Origin of the sequence: Paractinoplanes pyxinae (assembly GCF_026626335.1) — a bacterium.
Taxonomy (GTDB): domain Bacteria; phylum Actinomycetota; class Actinomycetes; order Mycobacteriales; family Micromonosporaceae; genus Actinoplanes; species Actinoplanes pyxinae.
Genome location: NZ_JAPNTZ010000006.1, coordinates 181,401 through 201,742 on the forward strand (window position 1 = coordinate 181,401; position 20,342 = coordinate 201,742).

Annotated in this window: 22 protein-coding genes; 12 read left to right on the forward strand and 10 right to left on the reverse strand. The window is 71.7% G+C overall.

The features are described from left to right. A complete protein-coding gene (locus OWR29_RS18010) occupies positions 1-1,467 on the forward strand; it encodes an ATP-binding protein (protein ID WP_267564056.1) in 1,467 nt (488 codons plus the stop codon). A gap of 45 nt (positions 1,468-1,512) precedes the next feature. Here OWR29_RS18010 and OWR29_RS18015 read toward each other — a convergent pair whose 3' ends face one another. The 3 genes from OWR29_RS18015 to OWR29_RS18025 are packed head-to-tail and all read right to left on the reverse strand — an operon-like array spanning position 1,513 to position 4,156. Continuing rightward, on the reverse strand, positions 1,513-2,010 hold the full coding sequence (locus tag OWR29_RS18015; protein WP_267564057.1) for a mycothiol transferase: 498 nt from the start codon (positions 2,008-2,010) through the stop codon (positions 1,513-1,515). A 3-nt stretch (positions 2,011-2,013) separates the two neighbouring features. After that, positions 2,014-2,790, reverse strand: coding sequence for a hypothetical protein (locus OWR29_RS18020; RefSeq protein WP_267564058.1), 777 nt, complete (start codon positions 2,788-2,790; stop codon positions 2,014-2,016). Positions 2,791-2,806: 16 nt separating this feature from the next. After that, complete coding sequence (locus OWR29_RS18025; protein WP_267564059.1) at positions 2,807-4,156, reverse strand: MFS transporter; 1,350 nt, start codon at positions 4,154-4,156, stop codon at positions 2,807-2,809. Positions 4,157-4,377: 221 nt separating this feature from the next. Between OWR29_RS18025 and OWR29_RS18030 the strand changes: the two genes are divergently transcribed. Genes OWR29_RS18030 through OWR29_RS18045 form a run of 4 tightly spaced genes read left to right on the forward strand, consistent with a single transcriptional unit; the run spans position 4,378 to position 7,819 of the window. Next, positions 4,378-5,610 carry a multidrug effflux MFS transporter gene (locus OWR29_RS18030; protein ID WP_267564060.1) on the forward strand — a complete coding sequence of 411 codons (1,233 nt, stop codon included), beginning with the start codon at positions 4,378-4,380 and terminating at the stop codon, positions 5,608-5,610. Positions 5,611-5,665: 55 nt separating this feature from the next. Next, positions 5,666-6,475 (forward strand): PrsW family intramembrane metalloprotease, encoded by an 810-nt coding sequence (locus tag OWR29_RS18035; RefSeq protein ID WP_267564061.1) that lies wholly within the window; start codon positions 5,666-5,668, stop codon positions 6,473-6,475. 22 nt (positions 6,476-6,497) lie between these two features. Further along, positions 6,498-7,400: a phosphotransferase family protein gene (locus OWR29_RS18040; RefSeq protein WP_267564062.1), complete on the forward strand. Its 903-nt coding sequence runs from the start codon at positions 6,498-6,500 to the stop codon at positions 7,398-7,400. Continuing rightward, the gene (locus OWR29_RS18045) at positions 7,400-7,819 is read left to right on the forward strand and encodes a GNAT family N-acetyltransferase (RefSeq protein WP_267564063.1); all 420 of its coding nucleotides are present in this window, start codon (positions 7,400-7,402) and stop codon (positions 7,817-7,819) included. Before OWR29_RS18040 ends, OWR29_RS18045 begins: the two co-directional genes overlap by 1 nt. Here OWR29_RS18045 and OWR29_RS18050 read toward each other — a convergent pair. Continuing rightward, positions 7,803-8,651, reverse strand: coding sequence for a helix-turn-helix transcriptional regulator (locus OWR29_RS18050; protein ID WP_267564064.1), 849 nt, complete (start codon positions 8,649-8,651; stop codon positions 7,803-7,805). The two genes, OWR29_RS18045 and OWR29_RS18050, sit on opposite strands and share 17 nt — an antisense overlap. 86 nt (positions 8,652-8,737) lie before the next feature. Here OWR29_RS18050 and OWR29_RS18055 point away from each other — a divergent pair, with 86 nt between their 5' ends. The 5 genes from OWR29_RS18055 to OWR29_RS18075 all read left to right on the forward strand — a co-directional run bounded on the left by OWR29_RS18055 (position 8,738) and on the right by OWR29_RS18075 (position 11,970). Next, positions 8,738-9,436, forward strand: a complete 699-nt coding sequence (locus OWR29_RS18055) for an SDR family NAD(P)-dependent oxidoreductase (RefSeq protein WP_267564065.1) — start codon at positions 8,738-8,740, stop codon at positions 9,434-9,436. 96 nt (positions 9,437-9,532) lie between these two features. Continuing rightward, the gene (locus OWR29_RS18060; RefSeq protein WP_267564066.1) at positions 9,533-9,685 is read left to right on the forward strand and encodes a hypothetical protein; all 153 of its coding nucleotides are present in this window, start codon (positions 9,533-9,535) and stop codon (positions 9,683-9,685) included. 87 nt (positions 9,686-9,772) lie between these two features. After that, the gene (locus OWR29_RS18065; protein WP_267564067.1) at positions 9,773-10,696 is read left to right on the forward strand and encodes a GlxA family transcriptional regulator; all 924 of its coding nucleotides are present in this window, start codon (positions 9,773-9,775) and stop codon (positions 10,694-10,696) included. A 12-nt stretch (positions 10,697-10,708) separates the two neighbouring features. Continuing rightward, positions 10,709-11,344: a DJ-1/PfpI family protein gene (locus OWR29_RS18070; protein WP_267564068.1), complete on the forward strand. Its 636-nt coding sequence runs from the start codon at positions 10,709-10,711 to the stop codon at positions 11,342-11,344. A 20-nt stretch (positions 11,345-11,364) separates the two neighbouring features. Next, positions 11,365-11,970 (forward strand): lysophospholipid acyltransferase family protein, encoded by a 606-nt coding sequence (locus tag OWR29_RS18075; protein ID WP_267564431.1) that lies wholly within the window; start codon positions 11,365-11,367, stop codon positions 11,968-11,970. 31 nt (positions 11,971-12,001) lie between these two features. Here the strand turns inward: OWR29_RS18075 and OWR29_RS18080 are convergent, their stop codons facing one another. The 6 genes from OWR29_RS18080 to OWR29_RS18105 are packed head-to-tail and all read right to left on the reverse strand — an operon-like array spanning position 12,002 to position 16,781. Then, the gene (locus OWR29_RS18080) at positions 12,002-13,237 is read right to left on the reverse strand and encodes a hypothetical protein (RefSeq protein WP_267564069.1); all 1,236 of its coding nucleotides are present in this window, start codon (positions 13,235-13,237) and stop codon (positions 12,002-12,004) included. After that, a complete protein-coding gene (locus OWR29_RS18085; protein WP_267564070.1) occupies positions 13,234-13,788 on the reverse strand; it encodes a GNAT family N-acetyltransferase in 555 nt (184 codons plus the stop codon). Before OWR29_RS18085 ends, OWR29_RS18080 begins: the two co-directional genes overlap by 4 nt. Then, complete coding sequence (locus tag OWR29_RS18090; RefSeq protein WP_267564071.1) at positions 13,785-14,825, reverse strand: ABC transporter ATP-binding protein; 1,041 nt, start codon at positions 14,823-14,825, stop codon at positions 13,785-13,787. Before OWR29_RS18090 ends, OWR29_RS18085 begins: the two co-directional genes overlap by 4 nt. Then, a complete protein-coding gene (locus tag OWR29_RS18095; RefSeq protein ID WP_267564433.1) occupies positions 14,822-15,604 on the reverse strand; it encodes an ABC transporter permease in 783 nt (260 codons plus the stop codon). The genes OWR29_RS18090 and OWR29_RS18095 overlap by 4 nt, the downstream gene beginning before the upstream one ends. Continuing rightward, positions 15,601-16,386 carry a molybdate ABC transporter substrate-binding protein gene (modA, locus tag OWR29_RS18100; protein ID WP_267564072.1) on the reverse strand — a complete coding sequence of 262 codons (786 nt, stop codon included), beginning with the start codon at positions 16,384-16,386 and terminating at the stop codon, positions 15,601-15,603. The genes OWR29_RS18095 and modA overlap by 4 nt, the downstream gene beginning before the upstream one ends. Continuing rightward, positions 16,383-16,781: a TOBE domain-containing protein gene (locus OWR29_RS18105; RefSeq protein ID WP_267564073.1), complete on the reverse strand. Its 399-nt coding sequence runs from the start codon at positions 16,779-16,781 to the stop codon at positions 16,383-16,385. The genes modA and OWR29_RS18105 overlap by 4 nt, the downstream gene beginning before the upstream one ends. Positions 16,782-16,882: 101 nt before the next feature. Here OWR29_RS18105 and OWR29_RS18110 point away from each other — a divergent pair, with 101 nt between their 5' ends. Beyond that, entirely contained in the window at positions 16,883-17,854 is a 972-nt protein-coding gene (locus tag OWR29_RS18110; RefSeq protein WP_267564074.1) for a class I SAM-dependent methyltransferase, read from the forward strand. 48 nt (positions 17,855-17,902) lie between these two features. Further along, entirely contained in the window at positions 17,903-20,338 is a 2,436-nt protein-coding gene (locus OWR29_RS18115) for an excinuclease ABC subunit UvrA (protein ID WP_267564075.1), read from the forward strand. Positions 20,339-20,342: the final 4 nt, after the last annotated feature.

The window sequence follows — 20,342 nt, forward strand, 5'->3', positions numbered from 1 at the left end:
ATGAGTGACAGCACGGAGGTCCGGCTCGTTCCCTGCGAGCCCGGGCAGCTCACCAACGACGAGCTGCGCACGCTGTTCCTGTTCGAGAAGCTGACCGACGACCAGCTCACCTGGATCTCGGAGCACGGCTGCACGATGCACATGCCGGCCGGCGGCGTGGTGATCCGCGAGGGCGATCCCGCCGACCAGTTCCTGGTGCTGCTCAGCGGCACGATCGAGCTCACCCGCCGGGTCGGCCAGGACGAGGTGCGCACCAACCGCACCGAGCAGCGCGGCGTCTACATGGGGGCCACGAACGCCTACCTGCGCGACGACGGCGTACCGCGTAATTACATGATGAGCACGCGGGCCCTCGACGACAGCGACTTCTTCGTGCTCTCGGCCGACGACTTCGGCTGGATGATGCGCGAGTGGTTCCCGATGGCCATCCACCTGCTCGAGGGCCTGACCATCGGCATGCGCAACACGCAGGCGGCGGTCAGCGAGCGGCAGCGCCTGACCGCGCTCGGCGCGCTCTCGGCCGGCCTGATGCACGAGCTCAACAACCCGGCCGCGGCCGCCTCGCGGGCCACCGCGGCGCTGCGCCAGCGGGTCGCCGGCATGCGGCACAAGCTGGCCATGCTGGCCGCCGGCAAGGTCGACCCGGAGCGCCTGGTGGCGCTGGTCGAGCTGCAGGAGGACGTGATCGAGCGGGCGGCCAAGGCCAAGCCGCTGACCGCGATGGAGACGGCCGACCGCGAGGACGAGCTCGGCGACTGGATGGACGAGCGCAACGTCACCGGCGGCTGGGACCTCGCCCCGGTCTTCGCCCAGGGCGGCCTCGACATCGAGTGCCTCACGCTGATCGAGGAGCGGGTCGGCACCCAGGCGCTGCTCGACCAGGCCATCCACTGGATCGGCTACGCGCTCGAGACCGAGCAGCTGATGACCGACATCGAGGACGCCACCGGCCGGGTCTCGTCGCTGGTGTCGGCGGCCAAGCAGTACTCGCAGATGGACCGGGCGGCCCACCAGTGGATCGACATCCACAGCGGGCTCGACAGCACGCTGGTGATGCTGACCCACAAGATCGGCGACGGGGTCAAGGTCGTGAAGGACTACGACCGGACGCTGCCGCAGGTGCCGGCCCACCCGGCCGAGCTCAACCAGGTGTGGACCAACCTGATCGACAACGCGGTGCAGGCCATGAGCGGCGCCGGCACGCTGACGATCAAGACGTACCGCGAGGACGACCACGTGGTGGTCTCGATCGGCGACACCGGCCCGGGCGTGCCCGAGGATCTGAAGAAGCGCGTGTTCGAGCCGTTCTTCACCACCAAGCCGGTGGGCGAGGGCACGGGGCTGGGCCTCGACATCTCGTACCGGATCGTGGTGAACGGCCACGGCGGCGACATCAAGCTCGACTCCAAGCCGGGCGACACCAGGTTCCTGGTACGGCTGCCGCTGACCGAGCCGTCGTCGGCCTGACATGGCAGAGCGGGCGGGGAGTGATTCCCGCCCGCTCCGAAATACCTAGAGCAACCCTCGCACGTACGCCGCCTGACCCGCGTGCTGCGCGTCGTCGTCGTACACGCTGACCAGCCGCACCCCCAGGGTGACCGGCGGGTCCCAGTTGTCGTCGATCACCCGGTCGAGGTCCTTCTCGCTGATCCCGGCCAGATAGGCCACCGTACGGTCGTGGACCGCCCGGTAGTAGTCGAGCAGCACCTGCGCGCTCTCCGGAGCCACCGCCGCCACCTGCGCGGCGTCGTGGCCGTAGCCGGTCTCGCCCGCGTCCTTCAGGCTGAACTTGGCCGGCCAGTCGCCGCCCGCGTAGACCTGCTCCACGCCCATCACCTCGGCCACGTGGTCGTCCTGGACCCGGGTGAGGTGCCAGACCAGCCAGCCGATCGAGTTGGCGCCTTTCGCCGGCTGGTAGCGCAGCTGCTCGGGCGTGAGGCCCTGGACGGCCGTCTCGACCAGCTCGGGGAGCCGCCCGAAGGCCTCGATCAGTACGTCTTTCGCGTCCATCCGCTACTCCCCGCTCTGCTGCTGCTGGGTGGAGCCGTCCTGGGTCGTGCTGCCGTCCTGCTGATCCTGCCCGTCGGTGGGCTGATCCGTGGGCTCGGTGCCGGGATCGGTCTCACCGGTCTGGGGATCGACCGGCTCGGCGGTCTGCGTGGGCGTCGCCGACGGGGTGCCGGCGGTGTCGGTCGGCTCCGCACTCGGCGCACCGGCCGGGCCATCGGTCGGCTCGGTGGTGGCGCCGGGATCCTCGGACGGCTCAGCCGACGAGGACGGCGCGGGTGTCGGCGTGCTCTCGCGCTTGCCGTTGTCGCCGCTGAACGCGGACCCCAGCGTGGTGCTCGAGCTGGTCTTGACGCCGACCGCGTCGGCCATCGAGCGCTGGGTGAGCAGCTCGAAGGTCGTCAGCGTGCCCATGGCCAGCACGAAGACAGCGCCGGCGACGGCGGCTATCCGGCCCCAGCGCATCTTCTTCGGTCCGGCCGGCGGCGGCGCCGGCTCGTCGGACGGAACCTCGTCCTCGGCCGCCACCACCGTCGGGGTGCCGACGGCGGCCGGCGCGGTCACGAAGGTCGACACGATCTTCTTGCTGCCGCGGTTGATGAACCGGGTGTAGAGCTCTGTGCCGACCGAGCCGATGACGCTGGCCACGGCCGCTCCGATCAGCGTTCCCGCGACGCCGAGGAAGGAACCCACGACCGCGGCGGATACCGCGGCGAGCGTTCCTGCGATGGTCTTCGGAATGTCGATGCCGGACCAGATCCGGTCCGGTGCGTGCTCGGCCATGTCCTCCCTTGCCCTCTTAGTCCTGTCTCGTCAGGCTCTTGGCCTTCTCCGTACGGCCGATTGCTAAACCCCGCCGGTCGGCCCACACCTCGCGCAGGGGACGCACGACGATGCCCTCCTCGGCCATGCGCCGCCGGGCCAGCCTGCGGGTTCGCAGGATTCCGGCGACGCCGATCACGATGAAGATGTATTGCACCGACATGGCCACTTTGAAGTCGTCGATGTCATAGTTCGTGCCGCCGCCGGTGCGCGCGTCGAGAATCAGGCCGATCAATTCGATCGACAGCAGCGAGGCGACGAACCCGCCCACGTTGACGACGCCGGTGGCCGTGCCGAGGCGGCTCGGCGGGTTGAACGTGCGGGCGTAGTCGAACCCGATCATCGAACCCGGGCCGCCCAGGGCCAGCGCCACGATCAGCAGCACCAGCACCGGCAGCGGCGCGTGTCCCGGCCAGGCCAGCACCAGGCCCCAGCCGGCCGCGTTCACCGCGACCACGCCCAGCACCAGCCACGACCGGCGCAGCGGGTGCCGCTGCACGAGCACCCCGATCAGCGGCCCGGCCGCCATGCCGACCAGCACGAACAGGGTGAGCAGGGCGCTCGCCGTCTCGCGGGCCAGGCCCTGCCCGGCGATGAGGAACGGGAAGCCCCACATCAGCGCGAACACGGTGCCCATGAACTGGGTGGTGAAGTGCGTCCACAGCCCGAGCCGGGTGCCCGGGTGCCGCCACGCGCTGCTCAGGCTCTCGCCGAGCTGACGCATGGTCATCGACGCGCCGCTGTTCATCCGCTTCTCGGGCGAGTCGTGCAGAGCGGCGAACGCGGCGATGGCCACGAACACCCCCGCGCCCGCCGTGGTGAAGAACGCTGCGCTCCAGCCCGGCCCGGCCAGCAGCATCGCCAGCGGCACGGCCGAGAGCACCTGCCCGGCCTGGCCGACGATGCCGGTCAGCTGGGTCAGCACCGGCACCCGCTTCGCCGGGAACCACTGCGGCACCAGGCGCAACACGCTGATGAAGGTCATCGCGTCGCCCGCGCCGACCAGGACGCGGGCCAGCACGGCGCCGCCCACGTGGTCGGAGGTAGCCATGATCGCCTGACCGGCCGCCATCAGCACACCGCCGCTGACCACCAGTCGCAGTGACCCGAAGCGGTCGAGCAGCAGCCCGACCGGCACCTGCAGGCCGGCGTACACGAGAAGTTGCAGCACGGCGAACGAGGCGAGCGCTCCGGCGCCGATGCCGAAGCGGTGCTGCGCGTCCAGCCCGGCCACGCCGAGCGAGGTGCGGTGCAGCACTGCGATGATGTACGCGGCGAGGCCGACGGCCCAGACCGCCCAAGCCCTTGCTGGGGGACGCAGGGGCATGAGTCGCCTTCCACTCGCTTTCTTGCACGTACGGATCCCAGCCTTGCCCGCCCGCCGCCCGGTCACAACCGAATCCGGCCGAAACCACACGTGCGTCCCGTCACTGATCGTTTTGGCTGCGCAGAGCCCCGACAGGTCAAGCCCATTACCGCGATTCGGCGATGTTGTGACCACAATTACGGGACGGAAGAAACCGGGCCGACGGAGACTTGAACCCGAATATGCGCCAAGATCCTGCCGGCCGCCGTTTAGGTGTCGTCCTCGTCCTCGGTTTTCTGTCCGCTCTCGGGCCGCTGACCATCGACATGTACCTTCCGTCCCTGCCGACGATCACCACTGACCTGCAGACCACCGAGGCCGCGGTGCAGCTCACGCTCACCGGCACGCTCCTCGGTCTGGCGCTCGGTCAGCTGCTGATCGGCCCGCTCTCCGACGCGATCGGCCGCCGCGCCCCGCTCCTGGCCGGCGTCGGGGTCCACGTCCTGGCCTCGGTCCTGTGCGTCATCGCTCCCAACCTCGCCGTCCTCGGCACCCTGCGCGTGCTGCAGGGTCTGGGCGCCGCGGCCGCCGCGGTGGTCGCGATGGCGATCGTGCGCGACCTCTACACCGGGTTCGCCGCGGCCAAGCTGCTGTCCCGGCTGATGCTCGTCATCGGCGTGGCCCCGATCCTCGCGCCGACCATCGGCGGCACCGTGCTGCACTGGACGTCCTGGCGCGGCGTCTTCGTGGTGCTCACCGTGGTCGCCGTCGCGATCCTGGCCGCCACCGCGCTGTTCCTGCCCGAGACGCTGCCCGCCGAGCGGCGGCGCAACGGCGGCGTGATGGGGACGCTGCGTGATTACGGCACGCTCTTCACCGACCGTACGTACGTCGGGCTGATCGTGGTCGCCGCGCTGGCCTTCTCTGCCCTGTTCGCCTATGTCAGCGGCTCCTCCTTCGTGTTCCAGGAGGAGTACGGGATGACCGAGCAGCAGTTCGCGTACGTGTTCGCCGGCGGCGCGATCGGCCTGATCGGCGCCACCCAGCTCAACGTGCGCCTGCTCCGCCGCTGGGCGCCGGCCCAGATCCTGGGCTTCGCGCTGATCGCCGGCGCCGTCTCCGGCGTCCTGCTGCTCGTCACCGCCACCACCGGCTTCGGCGGGCTGGCCGGCATCCTCGTCCCGCTGTGGCTGGTGCTGGCCACCGTCGGCCTGGCCATGCCGAACGCGCCCGCGCTGGCCCTGTCCCGGCACGGCGAGGCCGCCGGAACCGCGGCCGCCCTGCTCGGGGCCGTGCAGTTCGGCGTCGGCGCGCTGGCCGCCCCGCTGGTCGGTGTGCTCGGCAACAGCTCGACCGCCATGGCGATCGTGGTCGCGGGCGGCATGGCCGGCGCGGTCGTGGTGCTGTGGGGCGTCGTCCGGCCCAGCCGGCTGCCGGCCGAGACCGGCGAGCCCGTGATGGCCGTCGCACACTGAGCGACGCGCGTCGCATTACCGTGAGTCGATCCCACCGGCCGGGTAGCAGAGCGCCATGCGCGATCACACCCGCCGGTGGGCCTGGCTCGGCGTCCTGGTCACCGGACTCGTTCTGTACGCCGTGGTGCTGTGGACCCTGGTCCACACGCAGAACCCCAACTTCGTACCGGCGCTGATCCTGCTCGGCGCGACGGTCGTCCCCCTCTCGTTCCTCACCTTCGCCCAGGCCCGCACCGGCCGCTGGCAGGTGCCGACCTCGGCCCTGGTGATCTCCGCGTTCTTCGGCGGGGTGATCGGCATCGTGGTGGCGGGCACCCTCGAGTACGACACGTTGCGCGGCCTCGGCGTGCTGCCCATGGTGTTCGTCGCGGTCATCGAGGAGTCGGCCAAGCTCATCGTGCCGCTGATCCTGCTGCTCACGATCATGCGGCGGCACGAACGCCGGCTGCCGTCGGACGGCCTGATCATCGGGGTCGCGTCGGGTCTGGGCTTCGCGGCCCTCGAGACCATGGGGTACGCCTTCACGGCGCTGCTCGCCTCGGACGGCAACATCGGCAGCGTCGAGCAGACCCTGTTCGTGCGCGGCCTGACCTCACCGGCCGGGCACACCGCGTGGACCGGGCTGACCGCCGGCGCGCTGTGGGCCCTGATCGCCGCGCCCAGTGCCCGCCGGGTGCTGGCCTTCATCGGCACCTTCGCCGGCGCGGTCGTCCTGCACACCTGCTGGGACACGTTCGGCGCGCCGATCCCGTACCTGATCCTGGCCGCCATCAGCCTGGGCTGGCTGTTCCTGGCCCTGCGCCACTACCGCTCCTTCGCCGAGCACTCCCCCGTGGCGCTGTCCATGCGGCCCCTCACGATTTAGATCTTTTCGCTAGCCTCGCGGGATGCGCAGTCCCACCCAGCCGTTGATCGGCGTCGATGACATCGCCGGGATCGTCCAGGACGGTCTCGGCGTCGGCGTGACCGGGGCGTCGGAGCTGAGCGGGGGCGGGTTCGCCGCGGTCTGGCGAGCTTCGCTCACCGACGGGCGCGAGGTGGTGGTCAAGGTGGGGCCGCCGGCGTCGGCTCGCCTTCTCGCGTACGAGAGAAGCCTGATCCCGGCCGAGGCGGAGTACTACACCCTCGTACGCGGAAAAGCCCCGGTGCCGTCGGTGCTCACCCACAGCGACAACTGGATCATCTCGTCGCTGCTGCCCGGGGAACCGCTGACGGCGGTCGAGTCGGAACAGGCCCGGCGCGAACTGGGAGCAGCCGTCGCCCGCGTGCACACGATCACCGGGCCGTTGTTCGGCTACACCGGCGACCGGCCGTCCGGCGACGACTGGCCGACCGCCTTCGACGCCATGATCGAGTCGCTGCGGGCCGACGCCGCCGAGTGGAAGGTGCCGCTGCCCCCGCTGGACGGCGTGGTCGGCCGGCACCGGGCGCTGCTGGCCACGGTCACCCGCCCGGCGCTGCTGCACTTCGATCTGTGGGACGGCAACGTGCTGGTCGCCCCGGACGGGTCGCTCAGCGGCCTGGTCGACGGCGAGCGTTATCTGTACGGCGATCCGCTGCTCGACTTCGTGTCGCCCGCCCTGTTCCGGCGCATCGACGAGTCGCACCCGTTCGTGCGGGGCTACGGCGCCGGGCCGTTCACGCCGGACGAGCTCACCCGCCTCGCCCTGTATCGGGTGCACCTCTACGTCCTGATGCTGGCCGAGGGGCCGAGCCGGGGCATCGCGCTCGACGCCGACCGGCAGAAGCTGGTGACCCGGCTGCTCGAGGCCGAACTGGCGGACCTCTGATGCGGATCGCCTGGGCCGCGGACGCCGCCGAGGTGGCCCCGCTCTTCGACGAGTACCGGGTGCACTACGGCCAGGAAGCCTCAGCTGCCACTCCGGCTTGGCTGGCCGACCAGATCACGTCCGGCCGCCTGGCGGTGGCCACCGCCGGGGAGCACGGGTTCATCACCGTCGCGGTGCTGCCGGCCTCGCTGACGCTGGGCGAGTTCTGGTTCGTCCGCGACCTGTTCGTCCCTCCGCGCTTCCGCCGCCGCGGCGTGGCGCGCGCGTTGCTGACGCACGTCGTCGAGGCCGCCCGTGCGGCCGGCGCCCGCCGCGTCTCGCTGCAGACCGAGACCGGCAACGCTTCGGCGCTCGCCCTCTACGCCTCGGCCGGCTTCCGCCCGGTCGACGGCCTGGAAATGCTCAGCCTGGCACTGTGAGCGGTCCCGTCACCAGGGCGAGACGCAGCTTCGTCTCGTCCTCGGTGCCGGCGGCGGCCGTCAGGATCACCATCTTCAGCTCGGCGTCGCCGTCGGTGAGAACATCGCAGTCGACAGCGATCGGGCCCACGGCCGGATGTTCCACGATCTTGTGATCCTCACGGTGGGTGCCGACCGCGGCCGAGGCCCAAAGCTCGGCGAAGCGCGGGTTGCCCCCGACGAGATCGCGGATCAGCGTCGTCAGCCGGCGGTGGCCCGGGAAACGGCCGGTGGCCCGGCGCAGGTCGGAAACGATGGCCGCCTCGGTCTGCTCGCGGGCCAGGGACGTCACCGCCCAGTGCGACAGGCGCGGCTCGTGGCCGTCCACCGGAAAGCTGTCCCGCGCGAAGTTGCGCAGCGGCGGCGGCACGGTCGACGGGTCGCCCAGCAGGGCCGACCAGCCCCGGTTCCACGAGATCAGCTGCCAGTCGGCGGCGAACACGGCGACGGCGGCGGTGTCGCCGAGCCGGCTCATCACCCGCTGCAGACCCGGCGGAACGTGGTCGGAGAGGTCGGCCGGCGGGGCGTGCCCGGCCAGCCGATACAAGTGGTCGCGTTCGGCCCCGGTGAGCTGCAGTGCCCGCGCCAGCGCGGCCACCACCTGGGCGGACGGCGTGGCGAAGCGGCCCTGTTCCAGCCGTACGACGTAATCGACCGACAGCCCGGCCAGGTCGGCCACTTCTTCCCGGCGCAACCCGGCCGCCCGCCGCCCGTGACCGTGGGGCAGCCCGGCCGCGGCCGGGGTGAGACGGTCACGCCAGGCTCGAAGCGCCGCGCCGAGTTCGGTGGTCATGCCCCGATTGTGGCGCGGTTCCGGCCGCTGAGGGTGGTAGCGCTCTTCCCTGGATGAGCGCCCCGGCGCCATCCCAGGATGGGCGCATGACGATCACCTTCATCACCGGCGCCAACAAGGGCCTGGGTTACGAGACTGCTCGCCGCCTCGCCGAGCGCGGCCACACCGTACTGCTGGGAGCCCGCGACACCGTCCAGGGCGAGGCCGCCGCCGAGAAGCTGGGCGTGCGCTTCGTCCCGATCGACGTCACCGACGACGCCTCGGTGGCCGCGGCCGCCGCCGACGTCGAAAGCCGCGAGGGCAGCATCGACGTACTGATCAACAACGCCGGCATCCACGGCCCGGCCGGCGACCCGAGCGACCTGACCGGCGACGACGTGCTGGGCGTGCTCGACGTCAACGTGGCCGGGGTCGTGCGGACCACGACGGCTTTCCTGCCGCTGCTGCGCCGCTCGGCCGACCCGGTGATCATCAACGTCAGCAGCGCGATGGGTTCACTGGCGGCGACGCACGACCCGGCCCGCCCCGAATCCGGCGTGATCGCCCCCGCGTACACGGCGTCGAAGGCCGCCCTGACCATGCTGACCACCCAGTACGCCAAGGCGCTGCCCGGCATCCGCGTCAACGCGGCCGACCCCGGCTACACCGCGACCGACCTCAACGCCCACACCGGCCCGCAGACCGTCACCGAAGGCACGGACGCCGTGGTGTCCCTGGCCACCGAGGGCCCCGGCCACGCCTCCGGCCGTTTCGTCGACCGCGAGGGCGAGATCGCCTGGTCCTGACCTGTGAACTCGCTGTGGTTCGGCCCCGAACCGGCTTCGAGGCGGCGCCGGCCGGGTATTCCTGGAGACCCCGCAACCCGAGGAGGAACCACCACCATGGCGAAGCTTGCCCAGCGAGTTCAGGCTTTCCTACGCAGCCCGCAGGGTCAGCGGCTGGTCGACCAGGGCCGCCGCCAGTTGGCCAAGCCCGAGAACCAGCGCCGCCTGCGCAGCCTCTTCACCCGCCTGCAGAACAAGCGCCGCTACTGACGCAGCGGGTCGCCGCGCAGTGCCGTGGCGTAAAAGGTGGGTTCTACGACGTTGCTGCCGTCGCCGCCGGGGCGCAGGCTGATCGGCATGGCCGGCCGCGACGTTGTGCTCCTGCTGTACCCGGGTGTGCAGAGTCTTGACGTGACGGGGCCGCTGGAAGTGTTCGCCGGCGCGTCATACCAAGTGACGACGGCGGCTCCCGGCGGCACGGCCGTTCGCGCCTCGAGCGGCCTCACCCTCATCCCCGACGTGGATCTGTCGGGCGTGGGGGCGCCGGACACGGTGGTGGTGCCGGGCGGCGAGGGCACCCGCGACCTCGACCCGGCGGTTGTCGACTGGCTGCGGGTACACGGTTCGCGGGCGCGGCGGACCGTGTCGGTCTGCACCGGAGCGTTCCTGCTGGCCGAGGCCGGACTGCTGGCCGGGCGCCGGGCCACCACCCACTGGCGGTACTGCGGCACGCTGGCCCGGCGGTATCCCGACATCCGCGTCGACCCGGAGCCGATTTTCGTCCGGGACGGCCCGATCGCCACCTCGGCCGGGGTGACCGCCGGCATCGATCTGGCACTGGCCCTGGTCGAGGAGGATCGTGGCCGCGACGTCGCGCTGGCCATCGCCCGGCACCTGGTGATGTTCCTGCGCCGCCCGGCCAACCAGACGCAGTTCAGCGCCCAGCTCTCGGCCCAGCTGGCCGACCGTCCCGGCCTGCGCGAGGTGCAGCGGTGGATCGCCGACAACCCGCAGGCCGACCTCAGTGTCGCGGAGCTCGCTCGGCGGGCGAGCCTGTCCCCTCGGCAGTTCGCCCGGGCGTTCACGGCTGAGGTCGGCGAGTCCCCGGGCCGCTACGTCGATCGCGTACGGCTGGAGGCGGCCCGCCGCCTGCTGGAGGAAGGCGACGACACCGTCGACCGGATCGCCGGGCGCTGCGGCTACGGCACGAGCGAGGCGCTGCGGCGGGCCTTCGTCCGCGTGCTCGGGGTTCCGCCCGGCGAATACCGGCGCCGTTTCTGAAGGGGAGATTTGATGCGGATCGCGTTCCTGCTCTTCGACCGGTTCACCGCACTCGACGTGACCGGCCCGTACGACGTCCTCAGTCACCTGCCCGGCGCCGAGACCACCTTCGTGGCCGAACGACCCGGCCCGGTCGCCAACGAGGTCGGTTCCCTGCGCCTGTACGCCGATGCGGCCCTGGCCGACGTTCCGCGCCCGGACGTCATAGTCGTTCCCGGCGGCCCGGGCCAGAACGCGCACATGGCGGATGGGCCCGTCCGGCGCTGGCTGCGCGCCGCCGACCAGCACAGCACCTGGACCGCCTCGGTCTGCACCGGCTCGCTCCTGCTGGCCGCGGCCGGCCTGCTGAACGGTCGCCGCGCCACCACCCATTGGCTGCGCCACGACGACCTGGTGCCGCTCGGCGCGATTCCCACCCCCGAGCGCGTCGTCTTCGACGGCAAGTACGTCACCGCGGCCGGCGTCTCGGCCGGGCTCGACCTGGCCTTCGCCCTCGCCGGCCGCATAGCCGGCGATTTCGTCGCGCAGAGCATCCAACTGGCCCACGAGTACGATCCCCAGCCGCCCTACCGAGCCGGCAGCCCGGCCACCGCACCCCCAGCCGTCGTCGAGGCGATCCGTGCGCGCCGGGCGGCGATCGTCAATTGACCGCCTTCCTCAGGGCGGCATTGGGCCCCCCGCTGCGCGCCGCTGTCCGGCTGCGGACCGACGGCGCGGAGAACGTCCCCGGGAGCGGGCCTGTGCTGCTCGCCTCGAATCACCTGTCCATCACCGACTCCACCTTTCTGCCGCTGGCCCTCTCCCGCCCGGTCACGTTCATGGCCAAGGCCGAGTACTTCACCGGCCGGCTCACTTCGCGTTTCATGAGAGCCAGCGGCCAGGTCGCCGTGGACCGGGACAACCAGCGGGCCGCGGTTGCGTCTCTGGACGCATGCCTGCAGGTGCTGAAGGACGGCCGGATCCTCTGCATCTACCCGGAGGGCACCCGGTCCCCTGACGGTCGCTTGTACCGCGGCCGGACCGGAGTGGCGTGGCTGGCCCTGACCTCCGGCGCGCCGGTCGTCCCGGTCGCCATGTCCGGCACCGACCGGGTCCTGCCACCCGGGCGGCTCCTTCCCCGACCGGCCCGGGTCCGCGTGACCTTCGGCCGGGCGGTGGCACTCGACGGCGACCCCGCCGACGCCCGGACACGGCGGATCGCCACCGACGCCGTCATGGACGCCATCGCCGCCATCTCCGGGCAGGACCGCGCCTCCCGGTACGCGCGGCCGTGACCCGTTCAGGGCCAGTCGCGGTGCTGGCGGGCTATCTGGTCGGGTGACGGCTTGGGCAGCTGCGGTAGGCGCGGGGCGGGCGGCAGGCCCAGCCGCTCGCCGGCGAGGTCGATGAGGGCCTGCATGTCGTCCCGGGCCTGGCCGCGCGGCGGTGTCCCCTCGTCGCTGGCGAAGCCGGGATGCGAGCGTGACCCGGTGATGCGGAGGCGGCCGCGATGCTTGCGGAACTTGGTGGGCCTCTCGTATTCGGGGCGGCCGTAGGTGAATGCATGTCGACTTCCAGCTCGGCCAGGCCGCTGAGCTGCCACCAGGCGCGCCACTCGGCTGACTCGTTGGCTAGTTCGCCCAGGTCGACCTGGATGATCTCGTACTCGTAGTCGGCTTCCGTCAGGCGGTGCAGATTCTCGGTGTCGGAGAGCCTGATGTGCATCCACAGTGGCTCCCGCTCGGCGTAGGTGCTGACGACCACGGCCGGCGACGCGCTCAGAGCCGCGGCCACGTCAGGGTCGTCATCGGAAGCGAGCGTGGGGATCCCGGCGTCGACATCGAGGGTGAGCCGGCCGCGGCTGTCACGCCAGATGGTGTGCCCGCCGAAGCCGGCCGACAGACCCTCGTACGGTGTCATCTCGACCGCCTGCGAACCGCGCCAGCGCAGCGTCCGCGCGCTGCGCGCGAACCCAGCCGAGGTGCTGAAGGCCAGCGCCGGCTCGGACACGGCGACGAGGCGGCCGTCGTCGCGGGCGCGGATCTGCACGGTGACCCGCCCGTAGCCGTCGTCGTGCAGGACGAAGACCGGGGCGGCGGTGAGCTTGCGGTCCGGGCTGACCTTTGGCGGGCCTTCCCACCGGAAGCGCAGCCGGTTGTCCAGCACATGTTGCCGCGCCTGGGCGAGCGCGGCGAGATCCCAGCCGCGGTCCTGGCCGAGCCGGACAGCGGCCGCGTGCACGACCTCGAGCGCCAGCGCCGCCCGCACCGGGGCGGGCAGCTCGGCCACACCCGGCGGCAGGGTCACCGTTCCGCCCTCGAACCCCTCGCCGCGGTCGGTGTCGACTTCCACCAGTACGTCGTCCCGGCCTTCCTCGCGCAGGCAGAACAACCGCAGTTCGGAGTGCCGCGCCTCTATCCGGGCGGCCCGGACGGCTTCGGTGTACAGCTCGCAGACCGACCGGCTGCTCCGGGCGAACGCGTCCTCGTCGGGATGGTCCAGCCACAGCTGATCCGGATGGCCGGTCGGCGGGTAGACGTTGACCCAGCTCAACTTCGTCATGCTTGGAACCAAAGATAGGGGCGTTTCTCGGTGACGAGGTTCAGGGTCACCGGGTGGAGGTTCAGGCTTTCGAGGGCTTGGCGCGAGGCATGCTCGGCGGGCAGGCATCGCCACAGATGGGTGCCCGGCAGCCAGGTGGTGACCGCTTCGACCACGGTGGTGGCCAGGTCGGTGTGCTGCCGGTCCTGGCGGAGCCAGAAGGTGACCATCGCCGCGTCGGCCGGGTAGCGGGCTCGGGTTTCGTCGTCGGCGCCGGCTCGTTGCAGGTAGGACTGCAGGGGGTTCAGGTAGAGGCAGCCGAGCGATTCGTCGCGGACCGGGTTGAGCAGGGCGAATGCGAAGGAGCGGCCGGCCCGGTGGTCGGCCTCGTGCTGGGCGACCTGCTGGCGGTCGTCCTCCAGGGTGAAGCCGTCGACCGGCCAGCGGCCGTCGCTGTGCACCCGGATCACGTCGGGGCTGGCCATGTAGGCGGCGTAGTCCAGGACAGCCGTCTGCTGCGTCAGCGGGGTGGCCACGAACGCCTGGTGAACCAGTTCTGCCGGGAAGGTCATGCCCGGTAGGCTCGCACCTCAGTGGCCTTCACGGTGGCCCATAGTTCGCGGCCCGGTTCCAGACCTAAGTGGACGGCGGCGGCGGGGGTGATGTCGGCGGCCACCGGCACCGGGCCGGTCAGCTCGATGCGCAGGGCGTCGCCCTGGCGGGAAACCATGCTCACGGTGGCGGGCCAGGTGTTGCGAGGGCTGCCGTCGGGGCGGGCCGGATAGAGCGCGACAGCCGACGGCGGGAAGGCCACGAAGACCTCGCCCGCTTCCGGCGAGGCCCCGGCCGTGACCAGCTCGAAGCCGTCGGGCAGGCGTACGCGGGAACCGGAAGCCTGCCCCCGGTAGAGGTTCAGGCCGACCAGGCGGGCCACGTAGTCCGTGCGGGGCTGGGCGGTGATGGTGGCGGCGTCGCCGGTCTGCACCACGCGGCCGTCCTCGATGATGACCAGGCGGTCGGCTAGCATCAGGGCGTCCAGCGGGTCGTGGGTGACCAGCACGGTCGCGCCGGGGAAGGCGGCCAGGTGACCGCGCAGCTGGGCCCGGGTGTCGAGGCGGGTACGGGCGTCGAGGGCGGCCAGAGGCTCGTCGAGCAGCAGCATTCTCGGCTCACCGGCCAGCGCCCGGGCCAGGGCCACCCGCTGGGCCTGACCCCCGGAGAGCTGGCGCGGCTTCTTGCGTACGTGATCGGCCAGGCCCACCCGGGCCAGCCACCCCTGGGCCTGCTGCCGGGCCTCGGTGCGCGGCACGCCACGGCAGCGCGGCCCGAAGGCGACGTTGTCGAGCGCGCTCAGGTGCGGGAACAGCAGATAGTCCTGGAAGACGACGCCGATGCGACGCTGCTCGGGGGCGAGCGGGTCGAGCCGTACGCCGTCGAGCTCGATCTGCCCGTCGTCGAGCCGCAGCAGACCGGCCAGCGCGCGCAGCGACGTCGTCTTGCCGGCGCCGTTCGGGCCCAGCAGCGCCACCACCTCGCCCGGCTCGGCTGTCAGTTCGACATCGAGCAAGAATCCGTCCCGCCGGACAACCAGGTGAGCGAGGAGGCTCATGCCGCCACCCACTTGTCGCGCAGGGCGGCCAGGATCCCCACCGAGACGGCCAGCAGCACCAGGCTGAGCACGATCGCCGCGTCCACGTCCTGTTCCAGGGCCAGATAGACGGCGAGTGGCATGGTCTGCGTACGGCCGGGGAAGTTGCCCGCGAAGGTGATCGTCGCACCGAATTCGCCGAGCGCCCGCGCCCAGCACAGCACCGCCCCCGCCGCCACCCCGGGCGCGATCAGCGGCAGCGTCACCCGCCGGAAGGCCGTCCACCGGGTGGCGCCGAGCGTGGCCGCTGCCTCTTCGTAGCGGGAATCGGCCCCGCGCAACGCCCCTTCCACGGCGATCACCAGGAACGGCATGGCCACGAAGGCCTCGGCCACCACCACGCCGGCCGTGGTGAAGGGCAGGCTCACGCCGAACGTCTGGTCGAGCCACTCGCCCACCAGCCCGCGCCGCCCGAAGACCAGCAGCAACGCCACGCCACCGACGACCGGCGGCAGCACGAGCGGCACGGTGACCAGCGCGCGCACCAGCCGCCGGCCGGGAAACTCGGCGCGGGCCAGCACCCAGGCCAGCGGCACACCCAGAATCAGGCACACCACGGTGGCCAGGCTCGCGGTCAGCAGCGACAGGCGCAGCGCGGCCAGGATGCCCGGCTCGGTGAGGCGTTCCGGCAGCGTCGACCACGGCGCCCGGATCAGCAGCCCGGCCAGGGGCAGGATCAGGAACGCCAGGCCGAGCACCGCCGGAACGGCCAGGGCGAGTGGGATGCGGAACTTGTTCAGGGCTTCTGGAACCCTGCGTCGGTGAGGATCTTCATCTCGGGCTCGGTCTGCACGAACTCGACGAACGCGGCGGCCGCGGCCGGGTTGGGCGCGTTCTTCAGGGTGACGATCGGGTAGTCGTTGATCGCGCCGGCCGACTCGGGGAACTCGACACCGTCCACGTCGGCCGCGGCCGCCTTGGCGTCAGTGCGGTAGACCAGCGCCGCGTCGACCTCGCCCAGCTTCACCTTCGACAGCGCGGCCTTCACGTCCTGCTCGAGCGTCACCGGCTTGACGTCGACGCCGGCCGCCTCGATCGCCTTCTTGGCGGCCGAGCCGCACGGCACCTGCTCGGCGCAGAGCGCAACCTTGAGGTCGGGGTTCTTCAGGTCGGCCAGGGTCCTGATGCCCTTCGGGTTGCCCTTGGCGGTGGCGATGACCAGCTGGTTCTTGACGAACACGGTGGGTTCGCCGTTGGCGTCGCCCGCGTCGACGACCGTCTTCATGGTGGCCGGGCTGGCCGCGGCGAACACGTCGGCCGGGGCGCCCGACGTGATCTGCTGGGCCAGGCCGGAGCTTCCGCCGTACGAGATGGTGACCTGCACGCCGGGGTTGCGGGCCTGGAAGTCTTCCTTGATCTTGTCGAACGACTCGGTCAGGGACGCCGCGGCCAGAACCGTCAGCGAACCGGTGGCCCCGGCCGAGGCGCTGCCGCCGCTCGACGGACTGCCCGCGTCGTCCGCCTGACCGCCGCAGGCTGCGAGCGTTGCGACCAGCGCCAAACCGATGAGTGCGCGTTTCACTTGTCGTCTCCTCGCTCCACGACCACAGTGGTCGACTTGATGACGGCGACCGCCGTCGAACCCACCTCGAGCTGCAGTTCGTCGACCGCTTCGCGGCTCATCAGCGACACCACCCGGAACGGGCCGGCCTGGATGTCGACCTGAGCCATCACCGAGTCGCGGGCGATCGCCGTGACGATGCCGCGCAGCCGGTTGCGGGCCGACGAGCGGCCCATGCCGGGGTCCGGCTCGTCGGCTATCGAGCGGGCGAACGCGGCCAGGTCGGCCCCGGCCACGTGGCGGTGGCCGTGGTCGTCGCGGCCGGCCGGCAGCTTGCCCGCGTCGACCCAGCGCCGGACCGTGTCCACGCTGACGCCGAGCAGTTCGGCCGCCTCGCCGATGCGGTATGTCGTCACGAGATCACCCTAGGGCCGCATCTGCGAGGGTGAGAACTCGATCGGGCTCGCAGATGCCGAACCGTTGCCGAGCTCACATCGGCGACGGCATGCTGGAGGGCGTGTCCCAGCGAGTCACCGAGGTCACGGCGTTCCTGGCCGAGATCCTCACGCCCCGCGCGCCGCTCACCGTCATCGTCGACGGCGGCGACCACGGCGCTGCCACCCGGTTCGCGGCGCGGCTGGCGGCGGCGTTCCCGCCCTCGGCCCGGGCCTGGAACGTCGACGCGGTGCTGGGGCTGACCGGCCCGTCGGGCGGGATGTTCGACTCGGCGCTCAACGTGCTCGAGCCGGCGGCCGACCGGGTGATCGTCTATCTGCGCTCGGGCGGCCGCGGTCCGGCCGGGGCGGGCGAGCAGCGGGCCCAGGTCGTGATCGACAACAACGATCCGCAGTGGCCGGTGATCCGGCAGCTGCACCCGCGACTGGCCGACCCCGACCGCTGGCACCTGTCCGAGAGCCAGGCGTTCTTCGCGCCCCGGGCGGCGGGCTGGGACGCCAAATTCGGCGACGACCTTCCCGCGTACGCGATGGCGGTCGAGGCGGCCGGGCCGGAGCCCGGCGACGTGGCTCTCGACGTGGGTTGCGGCACCGGCCGGGCGTTACCGGCCCTGGCCGCGGCGGTCGGCCCGTCCGGCCGGGTGATCGGCCTCGACTGCACGCTCGACATGCTGGCCGAGGCCCGGGCCAAGGGCCGCAACCAGGCGGCCGCGCTGATCCAGGCCGACGCCCGGCACCTGCCCCTGCCCGACGCCACGGCCGGTGTGGTCTTCGCGGCCGGCCTGGTGCACCACCTGCCCGACCCGGCGGCCGGCCTGGCCGAGCTGGCCCGGGTCACCCGGCCCGGCGGCCGCCTGGTGCTGTTCCATCCCACCGGCCGCGCGACCCTGGCCGCCCGGCACGGCCGCGAGCTGACCGCGGACGAGCCGCTGGACGAGAAGAACCTGGGCCCGCTGCTCACCGGGGCAGGCTGGAGCCTGACCTCGTACGACGATGCCGACGACCGATTTCTGGCGGTGGCGGCCCGGCTGTGACGCAAGAAACGGCCGCGCGGAGGGCCGATCGCGGTATGAACGGTAGCTATGGCGCCCTCCAAGATTCCGCCGCCGCCTGACTCGCTGCCCCGGGCCATCCAGGTGCGCGGCGTCCGGCACAACACGCTGCGCGACCTCGACGTGGACGTGCCGCTGTGGCGCACGGTCGTGATCGCCGGCGTCTCCGGGTCGGGCAAGACGTCGCTGGCCATGGGCACGCTGTACGCCGAGGGCCTGCACCGGTTTCTCGAGGGGCTCAGCACGTACAGTCGCAGGCGGCTCACCCAGGCCCAGCGGCCGGACGCCGACCGCATCGACAATCTGCCGCCGGCCCTCGCCCTGCGCCAGCGTCCGCCGGTCCCAGGGCCGCGCAGCACGGTCGGCACCATGAGCGAAGTGCTCAACGTGCTGCGGCTGACCATGTCGCGGCTCGGCACCCACCGCTGCCCCAACGGGCACGACGTGCCGCCGACGATCGCCACCCAGGCCATGGAGATCCAGTGCCCGACCTGCGGCATCCGGTTCGAGGCGCCCGGGGCCGAGTCGTTCGCCTTCAACTCGTACGGGGCCTGCCCGCGCTGCCAGGGTCTGGGCACGGTGTTCGAGGTCGATCCGGCGACGCTGGTGCCCGACCCGGCGAAGACGATCGCCGAGGGCGCCGTGCTGCCGTGGAACGTCGGTGGACGCCGGCTCAGCATGTACGCGGCGGGCGAGCTCGGCGTGCGGCTCGATGTTCCGTACGGGAAACTCTCGCGCCGCGAGAAGGAGCTCGTCATGAATGGCGAGCCGGTGAAGCAGATGGTGACCGTCTCCGGGCGCAACGGCCGGCCCGTGCAGCTCAACGTCTCGTACGACAATGCGGTGACCGCCGCCCAGCGGTCGGACAACAGCAAGTATCTGAACTCGCACACGTGCCCGGTCTGCCACGGCTCGCGGCTGCGGCCCGAGGCGCTGACCTCGCGGCTGAACGGGCGCAATCTGGCCGAGATCAGCGCGCTCGACCTCGACCACCTCGTGGAGTTCGCGGGCGGGCTGACCCCGCTGATGCCGGCCGAGTTGGACCGGCTGACGACCGGGCTGATCGGCGAGCTGACCGGGGCGATCGCGCCGCTGCTGGATCTCGGGCTCGGGTATCTGGGGCTCGACCGGGCGGGGGCGACGCTCTCGACCGGGGAAAGGCAGCGGATCGAGCTGACGTCGACGGTGCGCTCGAACACGACGGGCATGCTTTATGTGCTCGACGAGCCGTCGGTGGGATTGCACCCGAGCAATGTCGAAGGGCTGCGGAAGACCATTGCCGCGCTGGCCGGCAACGGCAATTCGGTGGTCATCGTCGAACACGACCTGGACGTGATTCGCACGGCCGACTGGATCATCGAAATGGGGCCGGGTGCGGGGCGGCTGGGCGGGACGATTCTGGCTCAGGGGCCGCCTGATTCTGTCGCTCGAGATCGGCGTTCGATCATCGGGCCGTACCTGGCCGGAAAGCCGGCGGTTACGCGGCCACCCCGGCCGTTGTCGCCGTCGAAAATCGAGATCAACGTCGGCCGGCTGTGGAATCTGCACAACGTGAAGGCGTCGTTCCCGGTCAATCGGCTGACCGGAGTGGCCGGGCCGTCGGGAGCGGGCAAAACCTCTCTGGTGCTCGACAGCCTGGTGCCGGCCGCTCGCGCTTCGCTGGCCGGAAAGGCGCTTCCGGCCCATGTGAAGTCGCTCGATCTCGGGTCGCTGCGTCAGGTGGTCGAGATCGACGCGACGCCGATCGGCCTGAACGCGCGGTCCACTCCCAGCACGTACTCGGGAGCCTTCGACGCCATTCGCGCCCACTTCGCCGCGGCGTCGGGCCGGCCGGCCGGGCACTTCTCTTTCAACACCAAGGACGGTCAGTGCCCGACCTGCAAAGGGCTGGGCTCGATCGATCTGGACGTGCAGTATCTGCCCGACATCAACGTCGAATGCCCCACGTGTCACGGGGCCCGATTCAACGACGAAACCCTTTCCGTACGCGTGGACGACCGCACCATCGCCGACGTGCTCACCCTGACTGTGCGCGAGGCGCTGGACCATTTCGCGGATGTGCCGGCGATCGTCCGCCCGCTGCGGCCGATCCTGGACGTCGGTCTCGACTATCTGCGCCTGGGCGAGCCGACCCCGTCCCTGTCCGGCGGCGAGTCGCAGCGCCTGCGCATCGCGGCCCGCCTGCGCAGCAGCCAGCGCGACGTGCTCTACGTGCTGGACGAGCCGTCGACCGGCCTGCACCCGGTCGACATCCGCACACTGGTCGGGGTGTTCGACCGCCTGCTCGATGCGGGCGCCACGATCGTCGTCATCGATCACGACCTGGACGTGCTGGCCGCGGCCGACCACCTCATCGACATGGGCCCGACCGGCGGCCCGGCCGGCGGCCGCATCGTCGCCCAGGGCACCCCGGCCGAGGTGGCCGCGAACCCGGAGAGCGTGACCGGCCCTTGGCTCGGCCGGTAGGTTG

What these genes read in the sequence shown, in the direction of transcription:
- OWR29_RS18115 (WP_267564075.1), top strand. Translation starts at nt 17,903, where the DNA reads ATGGCGCCCTCCAAGATTCCGCCGCCGCCTGACTCGCTGCCCCGGGCC.
- OWR29_RS18040 (WP_267564062.1), top strand. Translation starts at nt 6,498, where the DNA reads ATGCGCAGTCCCACCCAGCCGTTGATCGGCGTCGATGACATCGCCGGG.
- OWR29_RS18035 (WP_267564061.1), top strand. Translation starts at nt 5,666, where the DNA reads ATGCGCGATCACACCCGCCGGTGGGCCTGGCTCGGCGTCCTGGTCACC.
- OWR29_RS18025 (WP_267564059.1), bottom strand. Translation starts at nt 4,156, where the DNA reads ATGCCCCTGCGTCCCCCAGCAAGGGCTTGGGCGGTCTGGGCCGTCGGC.
- OWR29_RS18085 (WP_267564070.1), bottom strand. Translation starts at nt 13,788, where the DNA reads ATGACCTTCCCGGCAGAACTGGTTCACCAGGCGTTCGTGGCCACCCCG.
- OWR29_RS18070 (WP_267564068.1), top strand. Translation starts at nt 10,709, where the DNA reads ATGCGGATCGCGTTCCTGCTCTTCGACCGGTTCACCGCACTCGACGTG.
- OWR29_RS18030 (WP_267564060.1), top strand. Translation starts at nt 4,378, where the DNA reads ATGCGCCAAGATCCTGCCGGCCGCCGTTTAGGTGTCGTCCTCGTCCTC.
- OWR29_RS18055 (WP_267564065.1), top strand. Translation starts at nt 8,738, where the DNA reads ATGACGATCACCTTCATCACCGGCGCCAACAAGGGCCTGGGTTACGAG.
- OWR29_RS18045 (WP_267564063.1), top strand. Translation starts at nt 7,400, where the DNA reads ATGCGGATCGCCTGGGCCGCGGACGCCGCCGAGGTGGCCCCGCTCTTC.
- OWR29_RS18065 (WP_267564067.1), top strand. Translation starts at nt 9,773, where the DNA reads ATGGCCGGCCGCGACGTTGTGCTCCTGCTGTACCCGGGTGTGCAGAGT.
- OWR29_RS18060 (WP_267564066.1), top strand. Translation starts at nt 9,533, where the DNA reads ATGGCGAAGCTTGCCCAGCGAGTTCAGGCTTTCCTACGCAGCCCGCAG.
- OWR29_RS18050 (WP_267564064.1), bottom strand. Translation starts at nt 8,651, where the DNA reads ATGACCACCGAACTCGGCGCGGCGCTTCGAGCCTGGCGTGACCGTCTC.
- OWR29_RS18010 (WP_267564056.1), top strand. Translation starts at nt 1, where the DNA reads ATGAGTGACAGCACGGAGGTCCGGCTCGTTCCCTGCGAGCCCGGGCAG.
- OWR29_RS18080 (WP_267564069.1), bottom strand. Translation starts at nt 13,237, where the DNA reads ATGACGAAGTTGAGCTGGGTCAACGTCTACCCGCCGACCGGCCATCCG.
- OWR29_RS18020 (WP_267564058.1), bottom strand. Translation starts at nt 2,790, where the DNA reads ATGGCCGAGCACGCACCGGACCGGATCTGGTCCGGCATCGACATTCCG.
- OWR29_RS18015 (WP_267564057.1), bottom strand. Translation starts at nt 2,010, where the DNA reads ATGGACGCGAAAGACGTACTGATCGAGGCCTTCGGGCGGCTCCCCGAG.
- OWR29_RS18090 (WP_267564071.1), bottom strand. Translation starts at nt 14,825, where the DNA reads ATGAGCCTCCTCGCTCACCTGGTTGTCCGGCGGGACGGATTCTTGCTC.